15 protein-coding genes and 1 pseudogene are annotated in these 14459 nt (G+C 68.0%); 6 read left to right on the top strand and 10 right to left on the bottom strand.

What is annotated here, in order from left to right:
* Nucleotides 1-54 precede the first annotated feature (54 nt).
* Entirely contained in the window at nucleotides 55-1995 is a 1941-nt protein-coding gene (locus AC1RNC_RS10180; RefSeq protein WP_492885887.1) for a hypothetical protein, read from the top strand.
* 24 nt (nucleotides 1996-2019) lie between these two features.
* Nucleotides 2020-2157 (top strand): annotated as a pseudogene (locus AC1RNC_RS10175) (hypothetical protein); the annotation flags it as partial.
* A gap of 29 nt (nucleotides 2158-2186) precedes the next feature.
* Here the strand turns inward: AC1RNC_RS10175 and AC1RNC_RS10170 are convergent.
* From AC1RNC_RS10170 to rsgA, 5 genes are all read right to left on the bottom strand, one after another.
* A complete protein-coding gene (locus AC1RNC_RS10170; protein ID WP_492885886.1) occupies nucleotides 2187-2912 on the bottom strand; it encodes a class I SAM-dependent methyltransferase in 726 nt (241 codons plus the stop codon).
* Nucleotides 2900-3349, bottom strand: coding sequence for a GtrA family protein (locus AC1RNC_RS10165; RefSeq protein WP_492885884.1), 450 nt, complete (start codon nucleotides 3347-3349; stop codon nucleotides 2900-2902). Before AC1RNC_RS10165 ends, AC1RNC_RS10170 begins: the two co-directional genes overlap by 13 nt.
* A complete protein-coding gene (locus AC1RNC_RS10160; protein ID WP_492885882.1) occupies nucleotides 3346-4398 on the bottom strand; it encodes a glycosyltransferase family 2 protein in 1053 nt (350 codons plus the stop codon). The genes AC1RNC_RS10165 and AC1RNC_RS10160 overlap by 4 nt, the downstream gene beginning before the upstream one ends.
* A gap of 87 nt (nucleotides 4399-4485) precedes the next feature.
* Complete coding sequence (locus AC1RNC_RS10155) at nucleotides 4486-4824, bottom strand: hypothetical protein (RefSeq protein ID WP_492885880.1); 339 nt, start codon at nucleotides 4822-4824, stop codon at nucleotides 4486-4488.
* Between the two features lie 100 nt (nucleotides 4825-4924).
* Nucleotides 4925-6001 (bottom strand): ribosome small subunit-dependent GTPase A, encoded by a 1077-nt coding sequence (gene rsgA / locus AC1RNC_RS10150; protein WP_492885878.1) that lies wholly within the window; start codon nucleotides 5999-6001, stop codon nucleotides 4925-4927.
* Nucleotides 6002-6307: 306 nt separating this feature from the next.
* Between rsgA and AC1RNC_RS10145 the strand changes: the two genes are divergently transcribed.
* Nucleotides 6308-7099 carry a tryptophan 2,3-dioxygenase gene (locus AC1RNC_RS10145; RefSeq protein ID WP_492839814.1) on the top strand — a complete coding sequence of 264 codons (792 nt, stop codon included), beginning with the start codon at nucleotides 6308-6310 and terminating at the stop codon, nucleotides 7097-7099.
* Nucleotides 7096-8286 (top strand): aminotransferase class V-fold PLP-dependent enzyme, encoded by a 1191-nt coding sequence (locus AC1RNC_RS10140; RefSeq protein ID WP_492885876.1) that lies wholly within the window; start codon nucleotides 7096-7098, stop codon nucleotides 8284-8286. Before AC1RNC_RS10145 ends, AC1RNC_RS10140 begins: the two co-directional genes overlap by 4 nt.
* A 76-nt stretch (nucleotides 8287-8362) precedes the next feature.
* Here the strand turns inward: AC1RNC_RS10140 and AC1RNC_RS10135 are convergent, their stop codons facing one another.
* Nucleotides 8363-8932 carry a sigma-70 family RNA polymerase sigma factor gene (locus AC1RNC_RS10135; RefSeq protein WP_125155676.1) on the bottom strand — a complete coding sequence of 190 codons (570 nt, stop codon included), beginning with the start codon at nucleotides 8930-8932 and terminating at the stop codon, nucleotides 8363-8365.
* 372 nt (nucleotides 8933-9304) lie between these two features.
* Here AC1RNC_RS10135 and AC1RNC_RS10130 point away from each other — a divergent pair, with 372 nt between their 5' ends.
* Nucleotides 9305-9574 (top strand): hypothetical protein, encoded by a 270-nt coding sequence (locus tag AC1RNC_RS10130; RefSeq protein ID WP_492885874.1) that lies wholly within the window; start codon nucleotides 9305-9307, stop codon nucleotides 9572-9574.
* Nucleotides 9575-9590: 16 nt separating this feature from the next.
* Nucleotides 9591-11630 (top strand): HAMP domain-containing methyl-accepting chemotaxis protein, encoded by a 2040-nt coding sequence (locus AC1RNC_RS10125; protein WP_492885872.1) that lies wholly within the window; start codon nucleotides 9591-9593, stop codon nucleotides 11628-11630.
* Between the two features lie 102 nt (nucleotides 11631-11732).
* Here the strand turns inward: AC1RNC_RS10125 and uvrC are convergent, their stop codons facing one another.
* Genes uvrC through AC1RNC_RS10105 form a run of 4 tightly spaced genes read right to left on the bottom strand, consistent with a single transcriptional unit; the run spans nucleotide 11733 to nucleotide 14452 of the window.
* Complete coding sequence (uvrC, locus tag AC1RNC_RS10120) at nucleotides 11733-13655, bottom strand: excinuclease ABC subunit UvrC (protein WP_492886563.1); 1923 nt, start codon at nucleotides 13653-13655, stop codon at nucleotides 11733-11735.
* A gap of 19 nt (nucleotides 13656-13674) precedes the next feature.
* Nucleotides 13675-13953, bottom strand: coding sequence for a type II toxin-antitoxin system RelE/ParE family toxin (locus tag AC1RNC_RS10115; RefSeq protein ID WP_492885870.1), 279 nt, complete (start codon nucleotides 13951-13953; stop codon nucleotides 13675-13677).
* Nucleotides 13950-14243, bottom strand: coding sequence for an antitoxin (locus tag AC1RNC_RS10110; RefSeq protein WP_492885868.1), 294 nt, complete (start codon nucleotides 14241-14243; stop codon nucleotides 13950-13952). The genes AC1RNC_RS10115 and AC1RNC_RS10110 overlap by 4 nt, the downstream gene beginning before the upstream one ends.
* 35 nt (nucleotides 14244-14278) lie before the next feature.
* On the bottom strand, nucleotides 14279-14452 hold the full coding sequence (locus tag AC1RNC_RS10105) for a hypothetical protein (RefSeq protein ID WP_492839807.1): 174 nt from the start codon (nucleotides 14450-14452) through the stop codon (nucleotides 14279-14281).
* Nucleotides 14453-14459: the final 7 nt, after the last annotated feature.

Raw genomic sequence — 14459 nt, 5'->3', positions numbered from 1 at the left:
TGCTGCTAGAAAACTTCGCGCGTGGGGCGCGTGAGAATCGAGTTGGGGAATCCGGTGGGCAACAACACCAAGTGGATTTGGGGCGTCGGCGCGGCCGTCTGGTGCCTGCTGCTGGCCGGCCTGCTGTCGACCGACCGCCTGCTGTCGCTGTCGGTGGACAGTTCCTATCACCTGCAGGTCATGGAGGTCGTGCGCCACGCCTTCCTGATCCCGCAGCAGGGCCATGAGTTCATGGCCGAGATGTTCATCTACCCCAAGCTCAGCCACCGGTTCGCGGCCCTGTTCGCCACCCTGGGCTGGTCCGAGCTGAACGCCCTGCTGATGGCCGGGGTGCTGTCGGCGGCGGTGGTCTGGATCGTGCTGTTCGACCAGGCGCGACGGGTGTCGCTGACCTATCTGGTCGCCAGCCTCGGCTTCATGGTCGTCAACATCTTCGCCGTGCGCGGGGCGTTCGGGGCCGAGCTGGTCGACAACTTCTTCTTCCCGCAGATCGTCGGCGAGGCCGTGGCCATGCTGTGCCTGGTCGGCGGCGCGGCGCTGCTGCCCCGCTCGCGTCCGCTCTACGTGGTCTACGCCACCGCCGCGGTGCTGTTCTGCGGCTGCTTCCACCTGGTGCCGACCCTGAAACTGGCCGGCGCCCTGATGGCCATGCTGGGCCTGGCCTGGCTGCGCGACCTGATCCACGCCCGCCGCTTCGACTGGGTCGGGCTGGTGGGCCTTGTCGCCATCGCCGGCGGCGTCGTCGGCAGCCCCTATTTCTGGCGGATGCGCTGGATGGCGGCCAACAATGGCAGCCTGCACCTGGCCAGCGAGATGCCGTTGAACGGTCTCGCCGCCGCCGCCATCGTGCTGGCCCTGCTGTCGGCCTGGGTGCTGCTGGTCGAGCTGCGCCGCGATCCCGGCGCGGTCCAGGAGGACGCCGGTCCGACCGCCGCCACCGTGCTGCTGGCCTCGCTGGGCGCGGCCGCTGCCCTGGCCGCGCTGGCCCAGTACGGCATGTACGTGTTCAAGGGCGATGGCTCCGAATACGCCGTTCTCAAGCACAGCTTCGGCGTCTTCACCCTGCTGGCCTTCGTGACGCCGCTCTGGTTCCTGACCGTGCTGGGCGTGCGCTCGGTCCCCGCCGAGGCCCCCTCCGAAAACAATAGGCCCGCCTGGGTTTCCGCCCTCGGCCCGGCCCCGGCCTTCGTCGCCCAGCTGGTGGTGATGCTGTGCCTGTTCCTGCGGCCTAGCGCCCTGGACGTTCCCCGGATGGACGCCATCCTCCGCGACGTGCGCGAGGTGCGCCTGACGCGCGGCCTGGAGGGCGAGAAGGTGATGTTCTCGGCCGCCGACGTGAAGCCGGTGACCACCTATATGGCCACCATCGCCATGCTGCGCTCGCCCCATGGCGGCAACGTGCTGAGCCTGCTGGCCGACGGCCGGCCGGACCGTCCGGGCGACGTCGACTATGTCGTGACCCTGCCGGGCGACGCCTATGACAAGCCCGGCTGCCGCTCGGGCAAGCCCGTCGGCCTGGTCGTGGTGATGATCGGCCCGTGCATCGAGCCGCGGTCGCTGCTGTTCAAGGCGGGCGGCTCGGGCGTGCCCTATCTGCGCGAGGGCTGGGGCCTGCCCGAGGGCGGCGGCGTCTGGTCCGGCGGCAAGCGCGCGGTCGTCGAACTGCCGATCTCGCCGTCCCAGCGGACGCTCTCCGGCGCCTCGGTGCAGATCGCGGCCTTCGGCTTCCTGCCGCCGCAGTCGCCGTCGCGCACGGTCACCGTCTCGGTCCCGGGAGGCCAGCCGGAGACCTTCACCTTCGGCCTGCACACGGCGCTGCGCCACGACTACCTGCTGGCCCTGCCGCCGGAATCCCTGAAGGGCGAGACCCTGAAGGTGACCTTCGACATCCACGATCCGAAGACCCCGCGTGAACTGGGCGCGGGCCCCGACGACCGCCAACTGGGCGTGGGCCTGGAGGCGATGCGGATCATCCCGACGCCGGTCATGCGGTAGGGATTCTCGCAACGCCCATAACCACCGTCATTCCCGCCCTTGTGGCGGGAACCCCTCTGTCCGCCGCAGGTGCGGGAGGGGTGGATCGCTGGCGATCCGCTTGCATCTCACGTGTCAGCTGAACCAGGGGTTCCCGCCACAAGGGCGGGAATGACGGTGGGTTTGAATCAGCGGACGATCCGCCGATTTCGCTAAACCTTCCGGGCGATCACCGCGATCGACAGGCCGAAGGGCAGGCCGCCGCCGACCGCCAGGGGGGCCTCCAGCGAGAACACGCCGGCCAGGGCCTTGTTCAGCCAGGACGGCGGCATCGCGTCGTCGGCGCTGTCGTTCTTCAGCAGCTTCTTGGCGGTGCGCTGCACGGCCGCCAGCGGGAACAGCAGGGTGTTGAAATAGGTCGCGGTCTCGACCTTCAGGCCCGCATCCTCGAACAGGGCGCGGTAGCGCGGCAGCAGGTAGCGGCGCTTGTGGTGGTGCAGCACGTCGTGGTGGCTCCACATCCACTGATAGGCCGGCACCGTGGTCAGGATCGCGCCGCCGGGCTTGACCAGCCTGGCCAGGGCCCTCACCGAGCCGGCGTCGTCATCGACGTGCTCGACCACGTCGAAGGCGCAGACCAGGTCGAAGGTCTCGGGCGCGTAGGGCAGGCCGTCCGGCAGCAGGCCGGTGTCGATCGCCAGGCCCAGGCGCTCGGAGGCGTAGGCGCGCGACTCGTCGTCCGGCTCCAGGGCCTTCACGTCGCCGAACTCGCGCAGCAGCGGGACATTGCCGCCCGCGCCGCAGCCGACCTCCAGGATCCGCGCGCCGGCCGGCGGGGCCAGGCGCTGCAGCAGGCCGCGCAGGATCTTGCGGCGGCCGACGAACCACCAGTGGTCGGTCTCCAGCTCGCGGATGCGGTCGTAGATCAGGCGGTCCATGCGGCGTCCCGGTCGGCGGTGGGTTGGTGGGCGAAGACCCAGAAATGGCTCAGCAGGAAGAGCGCGGCGGTATAGCTTGCCACGGCCGCGCCCTGGGCGGCGACATCGAACAGGGCGCCATGCGGCAATACCATCCGGGCCAGGGTCAGCACGCCCTGGTTCAGAGCGAAGGCCGCGGCCACGGCCATGCCGTAGCGCAGCGGCGCCGAGCGCGCGGCGCGGCGGGCCTTGAATACGAAGAGCTTGCTCAGGGCGAAGCTCACGCAGACCCCGACGGCGTAGCCGACGGCGTTGGCGATGTGCGGGTCGACATGCAGCCCGACGTCCAGGGCCAGGATGATGGAGAGGCCGACCAGGGTGTTGGCCACGCCGGCCACGCCGTAGCGCAGGGCCGAGACCAGGAACTCGCGCCGGGCCGGGGTCAGCAGGGCGCTCACGTCTCCGGGTTCCGCGCGTCGAAGCCGTAGCGGTCCATGATCACGTACAGCGGCCGGCCCTTCACCTCCTGATAGATGCGGGCGACGTACTCGCCCAGCGAGCCGATGGCCAGCATCTGGATGGCGAAGCCGGACAGGATCACCACCATCAGCGACGGGTAGCCGGGGACCTTGTTGCCTTCCAGCAGGGTGCGCAGCACCAGGAACACCGCCGCCGAGGCCGCCAGCAGGCCGGCGATCAGGCCGACATAGCTCCAGATCCGGATCGGGGCGGTGCTGAACGAGGTGATGCCGTCGAGGGCGAAGTTCCAGAGCTTCCAGTAGCGGAACGAGCTGGTCCCGGCCGCGCGCTCGGGGCGGGCGTAGGGGATCGGCGTCTGCTTGAAGCCGACCCAGGCGAACAGGCCCTTCATGAAGCGGTTGCGTTCGGGCAACTGGCGCAGCACGTCGACGACCCGCCTGTCCATCAGCCGGTAGTCGCCGGCGTTGTAGGGCAGGTCGACGTCCGACATCCGGTTGAAGGCCTTGTAGAAGCCCTGGGCCGTCAGGCGCTTGACGAAGGTGTCGCTGCTGCGGTCGACCCGCACGCCATAGGCGACGTCGGCTCCGGCCTCCCAGGCCTCGATGAACTGGCCGATCAGCTCGGGCGGGTCCTGCAGGTCGCAGTCGATCGGCACCACCATGTCGCCGGTCACCGCGTCCAGGCCGGCCGACAGGGCGACCTCCTTGCCGAAGTTGCGGGCCAGGTTGATGACCTTGATGCGCGGATCCCGCTGATGGTGCTTCAGCAGCACGGCCAGGGTGTGGTCGCGGCTGCCGTCGTTGACGCAGACGATCTCGTAGTCGACCCCCAGCTTGGCCAGCTCGGCGTCGATGCGGTCGAAGAACATGTCCAGGACCTCCTGCTCGTTGAAGCAGGGCGCGACGATCGACAGCGTCTTGCCGACGCGCGAGCGCGTGGCGACGGGCGCGGGCTGAAGCGCGGCTTGGAGCTCGGCTTGCGGCGCGACGGGGGGCGCGGCGATGACGGACGCGGACGACTGAACCATGAGGGAGGGTTTAGCGGGGTTAGACGCGAAGGGGGAGGGGAAAGCGCCGCCGGCGCGCCTGATGCGGCGTCGCCGACGGCCATTTCGTCAGGAAGCTTCGGCTTCCGTCTCGGTCTCGTCGGTCCCGTCGCGGAATTCGTCCGCCGTCAGGAAGGCGATGCCTTCCTCGTCCAGCACCCAGGCGCCCAGGAACGCGGCGTGGCTGGGGTCGACCTCTTCGTCGATCAGGTCGCCTTCATAGAGGCCGACATGGCTGTAGTCGAAGTCCAGCGAAAGCTGATGGGCCATGCTGAGCATCTCGTCGGCCATGCGGCGCGAATAGCCCAGGGCTTCGCTGTCGCTGCCGAACTCATCGGCCAGCGAGCTGACCTCCGCCGCATCGCTGCCTTGGGTCGCACTGGTCGTGACGATGGTGAAAGCGGGCATGGCAAGGGTCTCTCTTTAGTCTGGAATCACCACCCCTAACCCGTTCGGCCCGGGGAAGGGTCCAAATTCTGAGAGAACATCGTGCGGCGACGCGGCCGGTTCAGCGATCGGCCCCGCCGCGCACGTCCTTCTTGGTGGCGCGATAGACCTTCTGCAGCCCGCCTTGCCGGCGGCGTTCGGCGTCCCGGGCCAGGCGCTCGGTCTTCTGCTCCATGGCGGCCAGCTCCAGCCCCAGCTTCTGGAAGTGCGCCCAGCGGTCGGGATCCAGCGTTCCGCTCTCGATCGCCGCGCGCACCGCGCAGCCGGGTTCGTTGGCGTGGGTGCAGTCGCTGAACTTGCAGTTATGGGTCAGCTGCTCGATGTCGTCGAAGACCACGCTGACGCCTTGCTCGGCGTCGACCAGGCCGATCTCGCGCACGCCGGGGGTGTCGACGATCAGCCCGCCGCCGGGCAGCAAAACGAGCTCGCGGTGGCTGGTGGTGTGGCGGCCCTTGTCGTCGCCTTCGCGGACGTCCTGGGTCGCCATCCGCTGCTCGCCCAGCAGCACATTGACCAGGGTGGACTTGCCGACCCCGGACGAGCCGATCAGCACGCAGGTCTCGCCCGGCGCCAGATGGGCCAGCAGGGCGTCGAGGCCGACGCCTTGCCGCGCCGAGATGCTGACCACCGGGCAGCCGGCGGCCAGGGCCTCGATCTGCGCGGTCTGGGGTCCCGTCTCGGCGACGAGGTCGGACTTGGTCAGCACGATCACCGGCCGCGCGCCGCTCTGCCAGGCCGCGGCCAGATAGCGCTCGATCCGGCGCGGATTGAGGTCGCCGTTCATCGAGGTGACGATGAAGGCCAGGTCGACATTGGCGGCGATGACCTGCGGCGACTGCAGGCTGTCGGCGGCCCGGCGGATGAAGGCGGTGCGGCGCGGCAGCAGGGCGTGGATGGTGGCGGTGCGCTCGGCGGCGTTGACCGACATCGCCACCCAGTCGCCGACGGCGGGATGGCCGATCTCGCGGGCCTCGTGGCGCAGACGGCCGGACAGCTTGGCGCGCAGCTCGCCCCGGTCGGCGGTCACCAGATAGCCGTCGCGCCGCTGGACGACGACGCGCCCGGGAACGTAGCCGGCGCGGGCGTGCGGCTTGAAGTCCCGCGCCAGCGCGTCGGACCATCCGTATTGCGTGATCAAGTCGAGGCTTTCAAACGCCAGGGCTCCTTGAGGCGGTTTCTGGGAGTGCGGGTTGTGGTGGGTCATTCTAGAGGCGCCGGCCCCCGACGGCCAGCCGTCCGAGGAGCATCGGGAAAGCCAACGCTCCAAACTCTTGTCATCCCGGCCGAAGCGCAGCGTAGAGCCGGGACCCAGGGGCGGCGCGCACGGTGTTCCTTCACCCCCTGGGTCCCGGACAGCGCTACGCGCTTCCGGGATGACAAGTTGAGAGCCTCAGCCCCCGCCCCGGAGTAGCGAGGCGCCGCGAAAAGCGGCATAGGGTTGTCCATGGCGAAAGACATGACCTACGCGCGCTATCTGGCGCTGGACGAACTGCTCGCGGCCCAGAAGCCGCAGAGCGACCGGCACGACGAACTGCTGTTCATCGTCATCCACCAGACCAAGGAGCTGTGGCTCAAGGAGATCATCCACGAGGTCGAGCTGGCCAAGCGGCTGATCGCGGCCCACGACGTCGAGCCGGCCTACAAGGCCCTGGCCCGGGTGTCGCGGATCCAGACGGTGATGACCCTGTCGTGGGACGTGCTGGCGACCATGACGCCGGCCGACTATCTGAGCTTCCGGGGCGACCTGGGTTCGTCCTCGGGCTTCCAGTCGCACCAGTTCCGGACGCTGGAATACCTGCTGGGCCTGAAGGACCAGAGCTTCCTGAAGTTCCACGAGGAGGGCTCCTCGGCCCTGGGCCAGCTGCAGGCGGCGCTCGATGCGCCCAGCCTGTACGACGTGGCCATCGCCCAACTTCCGCGTCATGGCCTGGCCGTGCCGGATAATGCATTGAACCGCGACTTCAGCCAGACCTACGCGCCCTCGCCCGAGGTGGAGGCCGCTTGGCTGGAGGTCTATCGCGACCCGCAGCGCTATTGGGAGCTGTACCAGCTGGCCGAAAAGCTGGTCGACCTGGACGACGCCCTGGTCACCTGGCGGCACAAGCACGTGCTGACCGTCGAGCGGATCATCGGCGGCCGGCCGGGGACGGGCGGCACCGACGGTGTGGGGTATCTGGCCTCGACCCTGCGCCGCCGCGCCTTCCCCGAGCTGTGGTCCCTAAGAACGAAACTATGAGGGAGGACCAGGCTCCGATGACCGCGCGCAAGGACCTGTTTTCCAAGGCCCTCGCTGTCCCTGGCCGCCTGCACATGGCCGCCCACAGCCATCACCTGTGGCCCGACGCCACCCTGGCCGGGCAGGTCGAGGCCTGGGAGGACGCGGTCGTCCTGGCCGACCACAAGTGGGACAAGGCGCTGGGCCAGGTCTATCCGGCCGCTCAGGGCCTGGTCGCCCGCGAGCTGTCGCTGCCCAGCTCTGACAGCGTGGTCTTCGCGCCCAACACCCACGCCCTGCTGGCGGTGCTGATGTCGGCGATCGAGCGCCCCGCCGCCGGCCAGCCGATCCGCGTCCTGTCGACCGACGGCGAGTTCCACTCGTTCCGCCGCCAGGCCCAGCGCTGGGTCGAGGCCGGCGAGATCGAGCTGACCCTGGTCGAGACCGACCGCCCCGACTTCGTCGAGCGGTTCCTGTCCGCGGCCAGGAGCGGGACCTACGACCTGATCTTCGTCAGCCACGTGTTCTTCAAGACCGGCTTCGTGTTCGAGCGCGTCTGGGAGCTGGCCGAGCTGGCCCGGCCCGAGGGGCCGTGGGTCGCGGTCGACGGCTATCACGGCTTCCGCGCCGTCCCGACCGACCTGTCGGCCGTCGCGGACCGGATCTTCTATGTCGCCGGCGGCTACAAATACGCCATGGCCGGGGAGGGCGCGGCCTTCCTGCACGCGCCCGAGGGCTTTGGTCCGCGCCCGGTGCTGACCGGCTGGTACGCCGAGTTCGGCGACCTGGAGGGCCCGCCGGGCGGAGTCGGCTATGTCCGCGACGCCGGCCGCTTCCTGGGCGCGACCTTCGATCCGTCGGGGCTGTACCGCTTCGTGGCGGCGGGCCGGATGCTGGAGGCCGAAGGCCTGAGCACGGCGACGATCGCGGCCCATGTCGGGCGCCTGCAACGGCTGCTGCTGGACAGGATCGCCGAGGGCGAGGCCGGGCCGCTGAAGGACGCCGTGACGCTGAACCCGCCGGGCGAGGGCCCCCAGGCGCGCTTCCTGGCCCTGCGGCACGAAAAAGCCAGCGCCTGGAAACAGGCGCTGGCCGAAAAGGGCGTGGTGACCGACGTCCGCGACGACGTGCTGCGGGTGGGGCTGTCGATCTATCACGACGAGGGGGATGTGGCGGCGTTCTGCGGAGTGTGCCGGGGGTTGACCTAAAGCCACCTACACCCGTTTTCCCCGGCGAAGGCCGGGGAGATCGGAGTTCGGGGAGAGGGGGAGGAGAAATCCGCCTCTAAGCCGCCAGGCGCTCCAGGGCCCGCAGCATCGAGCCCATGGCCTCGTGCACCGGCTTGCCGTCACGCTCGTAGCTGCCGGTCTCGAAGATCTGGACCAGGTCCGAACGGGCGCGGCTGACGCGGCTCTTCACCGTGCCGACGGCGACGCCGATGATCTCGGCCGCTTCCTCGTACGAGAAGCCGCCGGCGCCGATCAGGATCAGCGCCTCGCGCTGGTTCTCGGGCAGCATCAGCATCGCCTGGCGCAGGTCGTCCAGGGCGATGGCGCCGTCGAAATTGGTGTTGGCCACCAGGGTGCGTTCGGCGGTTTCCTGGTCCAGGCCGACCGAGCGCCAGCTGCGGCGCTTTTCCGAATAGAACTGGTTGCGCAGGATCATGAAGGTCCAGGCCTTCATGTTGGTGCCCATGGCGAAGCTGTTGCGGCTGGCCCAGGCCTTGGCCACGGCCTCCTGCGCCAGGTCGTCGGCGGCGGTGGCGTCGCCGCACAGCGAACGGGCGAAGGCGCGCAGATGCGGAATCAGCGCGACCAGATCGCGCTCGAAGGTCTTTTGGTCCTGATGGTCCATGACGGTCCCCGCTTGAAAATACTCAAGTTAACAAACGAGGCCGGAGGGCTTTGGTTGCGCCGAAGAACGGTGTTCTTTCAGGTGGCGGAGAGCGCGGCGGCGTCGATCGTCACCCGCTCGACCATCTCGACGTTCATCGGAGGCGCCTCCCGACCCCCCGCCACCAAACAGTTCGGGCCAAGGCTTTGAGCGCGAAAAACGCAAGCTAAACTTATAGTTGGGGGAAAATCGATGCCGTCTGGAAGCGTCTCGCGAGGAGGCCGGGCGCTTCGGGTTGCAGAGTTTACTCTAATTTAAACTTGGAGGTTGCATCTTAAATTTCAGGTATAGATTCGTTCTGTCAGCGGACTATATTTGCTCTGAGGGGTGGGTATGTCGAGCGAATTCGAGAGTTCGGTTATCCTGTTTTTGGATAACATGAAATATACTATGTTCGCAGCTTTCGAGCGCGAAAGTTCAACTAGGATCGAGATCGGCCTCGAGGAGGCGGGTTCTAAATTCATTCAGCTGATCGAGTCTGCTCGGCGGACGGCCGCAGCAGGCGGTCGTTCGATCCCGTTGGCCGGCTATGTGCGCGAGGTCCTGGACCTGCTGCCCGAGACGCTGGTTCCCGTCACCCCCCTCCCCACCGCCCAACGCTGATCGCCCGGAGTATCCCATGCGTCTGACCATCAAACTTAAGCTCGGCCTAGCCTTCGGGTTCGTGATCGCCCTGCTGCTCATCGGCAACGTCTTAGGCGTCACCAATCTGGCCAAGACGAACAAGGCTCTCGACGACGTGGTGGACGGTCCGGCGATGCGCCTGGAAGCGGCCCAGCAGCTCAACATCCACCTGCTGAACGTCGTGCGCTCCGAAAAGAACATGATCCTCGTCGGCTCTCCCGAGGAGGTGAACAAGCTTGAAACCTCCATCGAAAAGGAGCGCCAGGCGTTCGACGCCCTGCTGACCAAGGCCGAAGGCCTGGCCACGGCCGAGGGCAGGCCGAAGTGGCGGGCTCTGGGTGGGGCCTTCGATCAGATGATGGAGGTCCATGGCCGCATCCTGTCGATGGCGATCGCCGGCCATGATGTCGAAGCCTCGGCTCTGTCGATGGGCGAAGGTCGCAAGGTCGTGGTCGAGGCCGGCGCCCGCGTGGAGGAACTGGTCGAGCTGTCGAAGGCCCAGCTGGAAACCGCGACCGCCAAGGCCGACGCCGATTTCGCCGCCACCCGTAACCTGCTGATCGGGATGTCGGTTCTCTCGCTGCTCGGCGCGGTCGGCGCGGCGCTCTGGATCGCGCTCGGCATCAGCACGGGCCTGAGCCGGTTGAAGTTGGTCGCCAACGCCGTGGGCATCGGCGACCTGAGCCAGCGCGTCGAGATCAACTCCAATGACGAAATCAAGGACTTGGTCGACACGTTCAACGGCATGACCGACAATCTGAAGGCTACCGCGGCGCTTGCCGACCAGGTCTCCGCTGGCGACCTCTCGGTCGAGATCAAGCCGCTGTCGGACAAGGATACGCTGGGTCTTTCCCTGCGCAGTATGGTCGGCAGCCTGCGCGAAAGCGCCTCCATGGTCGACAAGGTGGCCGAAGGCGATCTCTCCGTCGACGTCAAGCCGCGGTCGGACAAGGACACGCTGAGCCTTTCGCTGCGCGCCATGGTCGCCAATCTTCGCGACACCGCGGCGCTTGCCGACCAGGTCGCCGATGGCGACCTGACCGTCCAACCCACGCCGCTGTCGAACAGGGACACCCTGGGCCTGGCCCTGGAGCGCATGGTGGAGCGCCTGCGCGGCGTGGTCGCCGACGCCATCGCCGCTTCCGAGAACGTCTCGGCCGGCAGCCAGGAGCTGTCGGTGACCTCGGAGCAGATGAGCCAGGGCGCGACCGAACAGGCCACGGCCGCCGAACAGGCTTCGGCTTCGATGGAAGAGATGTCGGCCAACATCAAGCAGAACGCCGACAACGCCATGCAGACCGAGAAGATCGCTCGCCAGTCGGCGATCGACGCCGCGACCTCGGGCGACGCGGTCAACCGCGCCGTCGACGCGATGCGCACGATCGCCGAGAAGATCACCATCGTGCAGGAGATCGCTCGCCAGACCGACCTGCTGGCCTTGAACGCCGCCGTCGAAGCCGCTCGCGCTGGCGAACACGGTCGCGGCTTCGCGGTCGTGGCCTCGGAAGTGCGCAAGCTGGCCGAACGCAGCCAGACCGCCGCCTCCGAGATCAGCGCCGTGTCGTCCGACACCGTCAAGGCCGCCCAGTCCGCAGGCGACATGCTGACCGAGCTGGTCCCCAATATTCGCAAGACCGCCGAACTGGTCGCCGAGATCAGCGCCGCCTGCCGCGAGCAGGACATCGGCTCCTCGCAGATCAACGAGGCCATCCAGCAGTTGGACAAGGTCACGCAACAGAACGCCAGCGCGTCCGAAGAGATGTCGGCCACCTCCGAGGAACTGGCCGCCCAGTCCGAGGAGTTGCAGGCCTCGATCGCGTACTTCCGGATCAACGCCAATGGCGCGCCCGCGCGCCGATCTGCGCCGCGGTCCGCCGCCAAGCGGCCCCCCGCGGCAACCGTCCGCAAGTCCGCCGCCTCATCGGCCCCGCGTCAGTCGGTGGCCGCCCAGCAGACCCGCGCGAAAGGCTTCGCGCTTGATCTCACCCACGGCGGTCCTGATGTCGACGACGCCGATTTCCGCGAATACGCCTGACGGCGGCGTCCACCTAAAATCAGCTCATCGCCCAGGGCCTGGGCGATGAGTATTCGCGGTCTCGGTCTCGGTCGCGGCCGGGCCGATCGGGATATCGCGCCCTCACCCCTTCCTGAAAAACCCATGGATCCGCTCGGCCAACGCCAAGCTGACCCCCTCGACCTTCACCAGGTCCTCCACGCTCGCCCGACCCACGCCCTTGGCTGAGCCGAACGCGTGGAGCAGGGCCTTCTTGCGGCCCGGGCCGACGCCTTCGATCTCGTCGAGCGGGTTCTTCTTCAGGTCCATGGACCGGCGGGTGCGGTGGGCGCCGATGGCGAAGCGGTGGGCTTCGTCGCGGAGGCGCTGCAGGTAGTAGAGCACCGGCGACTTGGGCTCGAGCATGAACGGGGTTTGGCCGGGAATGAAGAAGCGCTCCAGGCCGGCGTCGCGGTCGGGGCCCTTGGCCACCCCGACCACGGCGATGTCGTCGACGCCGAGGTCGGCCATGATCTCCAGGGCCGCGTCCAGCTGGCCCTTGCCGCCGTCGACCAGGACGAGGTCGGGGCGGTTGTCGCTGTCGCCCTCTTCCTCCTCCTTGACCAGGCGGGCGAAGCGGCGCTTCAGCACTTCCTTCATCATGCCGTAGTCGTCGCCGGGGGTGAGCTCGGTGCTCTTGATGTTGAACTTGCGGTACTGGCCCTTCATGAAGCCTTCGGGCCCGGCCACGATCATGCCGCCGACGGCGTTGGTGCCCTGGATGTGGCTGTTGTCATAGACCTCGATCCGCTCGGGCGGGGCCTCCAGCTTGAAGGCCTCGGCGACGCCGGCCAGAAGCTTGGTCTGGGCGCTGCCCTCGGCCATTTTTCGCCCGAGGGCCTCGCGGGCGTTGGTCAGGGCGTGCTGAACGAGGTCGGCCTTCTCGCCGCGCTTGGGGACGGCGATCTCGACCTTGCGGCCGCTCTTCAGGGCGAAGGCCTCGGCCAGCAGCTCGGCCTCGGCCGGCTGCAGGTTGGCCAGGATCAGGCGCGGGATCGGCTTGTCGTCGTAGAACTGGCCGAGGAAGGCGGTAAGGATGCGCTGCTCCTCGGTGGTGGTCTCGCCCCTCTCGTCCACGCCCTCCTCGACATTGCCGGTGACGCGCGGGAAATAGGCGCGGTTGCCCCAGTTCTGGCCGGCCCGGAAGAAGAACACCTGCACGCAGGCCTGGCCGCCCTCGACGTGCAGGGCCACGACGTCGGCCTCGTCCACGGTCTCGGGGTTGATCTGGGTCTCCTGGGCGACGCTGGAGAGGGCGCGGATGCGGTCGCGCAGGCGGGCGGCGCGCTCGAACTCCAGCTCTTCGGCGGCCTCTTCCATCTGCTTGGCCATGCTGGACATCACCGCGCGGGACTTGCCTCTGAGGAAGGCTTCCGCCTGGTCGACGAGGCCCTGGTAGTCTTCCTTGCCGATCAGGCCGGTGCAGGGGGCGGCGCAGCGCTTGATCTGGTGCAGCATGCAGGGGCGGTCGCGCGTCTCGTAGACGCTGTCGCTGCACGAGCGGAGAAGAAACGCCTTCTGCAGAGTGTTCAGCGTGCGGTTCACCGCCCAGGCGCTGGCGAACGGCCCGAAATAGTCGCCCTTGATGGTGTGGGCGCCGCGATGCTTGCGCAGCTGCGGAGCGTCGTGGTCGCGGCGGATGACGATCTCGGGGAAGCTCTTGTCGTCGCGCAGCAGCACGTTGAAGCGGGGTTTCAGCTGCTTGATCAGGTTGATCTCGAGCAGCAGGGCGTCGGCTTCGGTGCGGGTGGTGATGAACTCCATGGCCCGCGTGGCGTCGACCATGTTGGCGATGCGGTTGGTGTGGAAGCGGCCTTGCGCGTACTGGACGACGCGCTTCTTCAGGCTCTTGGCCTTGCCGACATAGAGCACTTCGTCGGCCTCGCCGATCATCCGGTAGACACCGGGCGCATCGGGCAGGCGCGTGACCTCGTCCTTGATCAGGGCGGCGCCGGACAGGCGGGGGGAGGCGGAGGTGTCGGTCGTCGTATCGGTCACGGGGCAGATATAGGCGAGTCCGGCGCGTTCAGCGATCTTCCAGGCTGTGGAAGACGCGGGCGATGACGACGCGATCCCGTCTGACGCCGTACCGGAGCACGTAACCGGCCGAACCGAATGGAACAACGAGTTCGCGTAGGCCGGATCTAACAAGCCGCCCACGCTCGGGAAACTCCGTGAGTGATCTCGCCGCCGAAATCAAGGTCTCGACGGCGTCCTCGGCGGCGTTCGGCGCGCGTTCCGCCAGCCAAAGGCGTAGACGGTCGAGATCGCGCCTCGCGGTCAGCGCAAATTCGACAGGCTTCATTCGCGCGTGCGCGGACGGGCTTCAGGTGGGGGGAGCTCTTTGGCTGTTCCCCAGGATTTCATCCAGCGCTCGACATCCTCCAGAGGAACACCACCCCGCCGATCGGTCTCGTCGACGATGCGATCTATCTCGTCCCAGGCGGCGTTGTTGTCTTCGAAGCCTTGAGTGTTTCCGAACGCGAGCAACTCATAGGCATACGCCTCGACACTCCGCCCCGCCGCTTCGGCGCGGGCGCGCAGGCTCTCGGCGAGCGCCGCATCGATCTTGAGGGTCAGTTCGCCGTCGGCCATGGACTCATGATCCGCCCGGACGGGGAGGGCGTCAATCACGCCGGGAAGGTGGCCGTCACGGTGTAGGTGCCGTCGGCGGCCTTGAAGGTTTCCACCCTGAGCGCGCCCGACGCCCAGAGGATGCCAATCAAGGTCGGGCGACGGCTTTCGGCGACGCCTTCATAGACGTCCTGGGTGACCTTCGTGCTGTGGCTGGGCGTCTCGGCCATGGGATCC

The sequence above is a fragment of the Caulobacter sp. GW822-FHT01G02 genome, from assembly GCF_058802865.1.
This window is presented reverse-complemented; position numbering and strand designations above follow the sequence as displayed.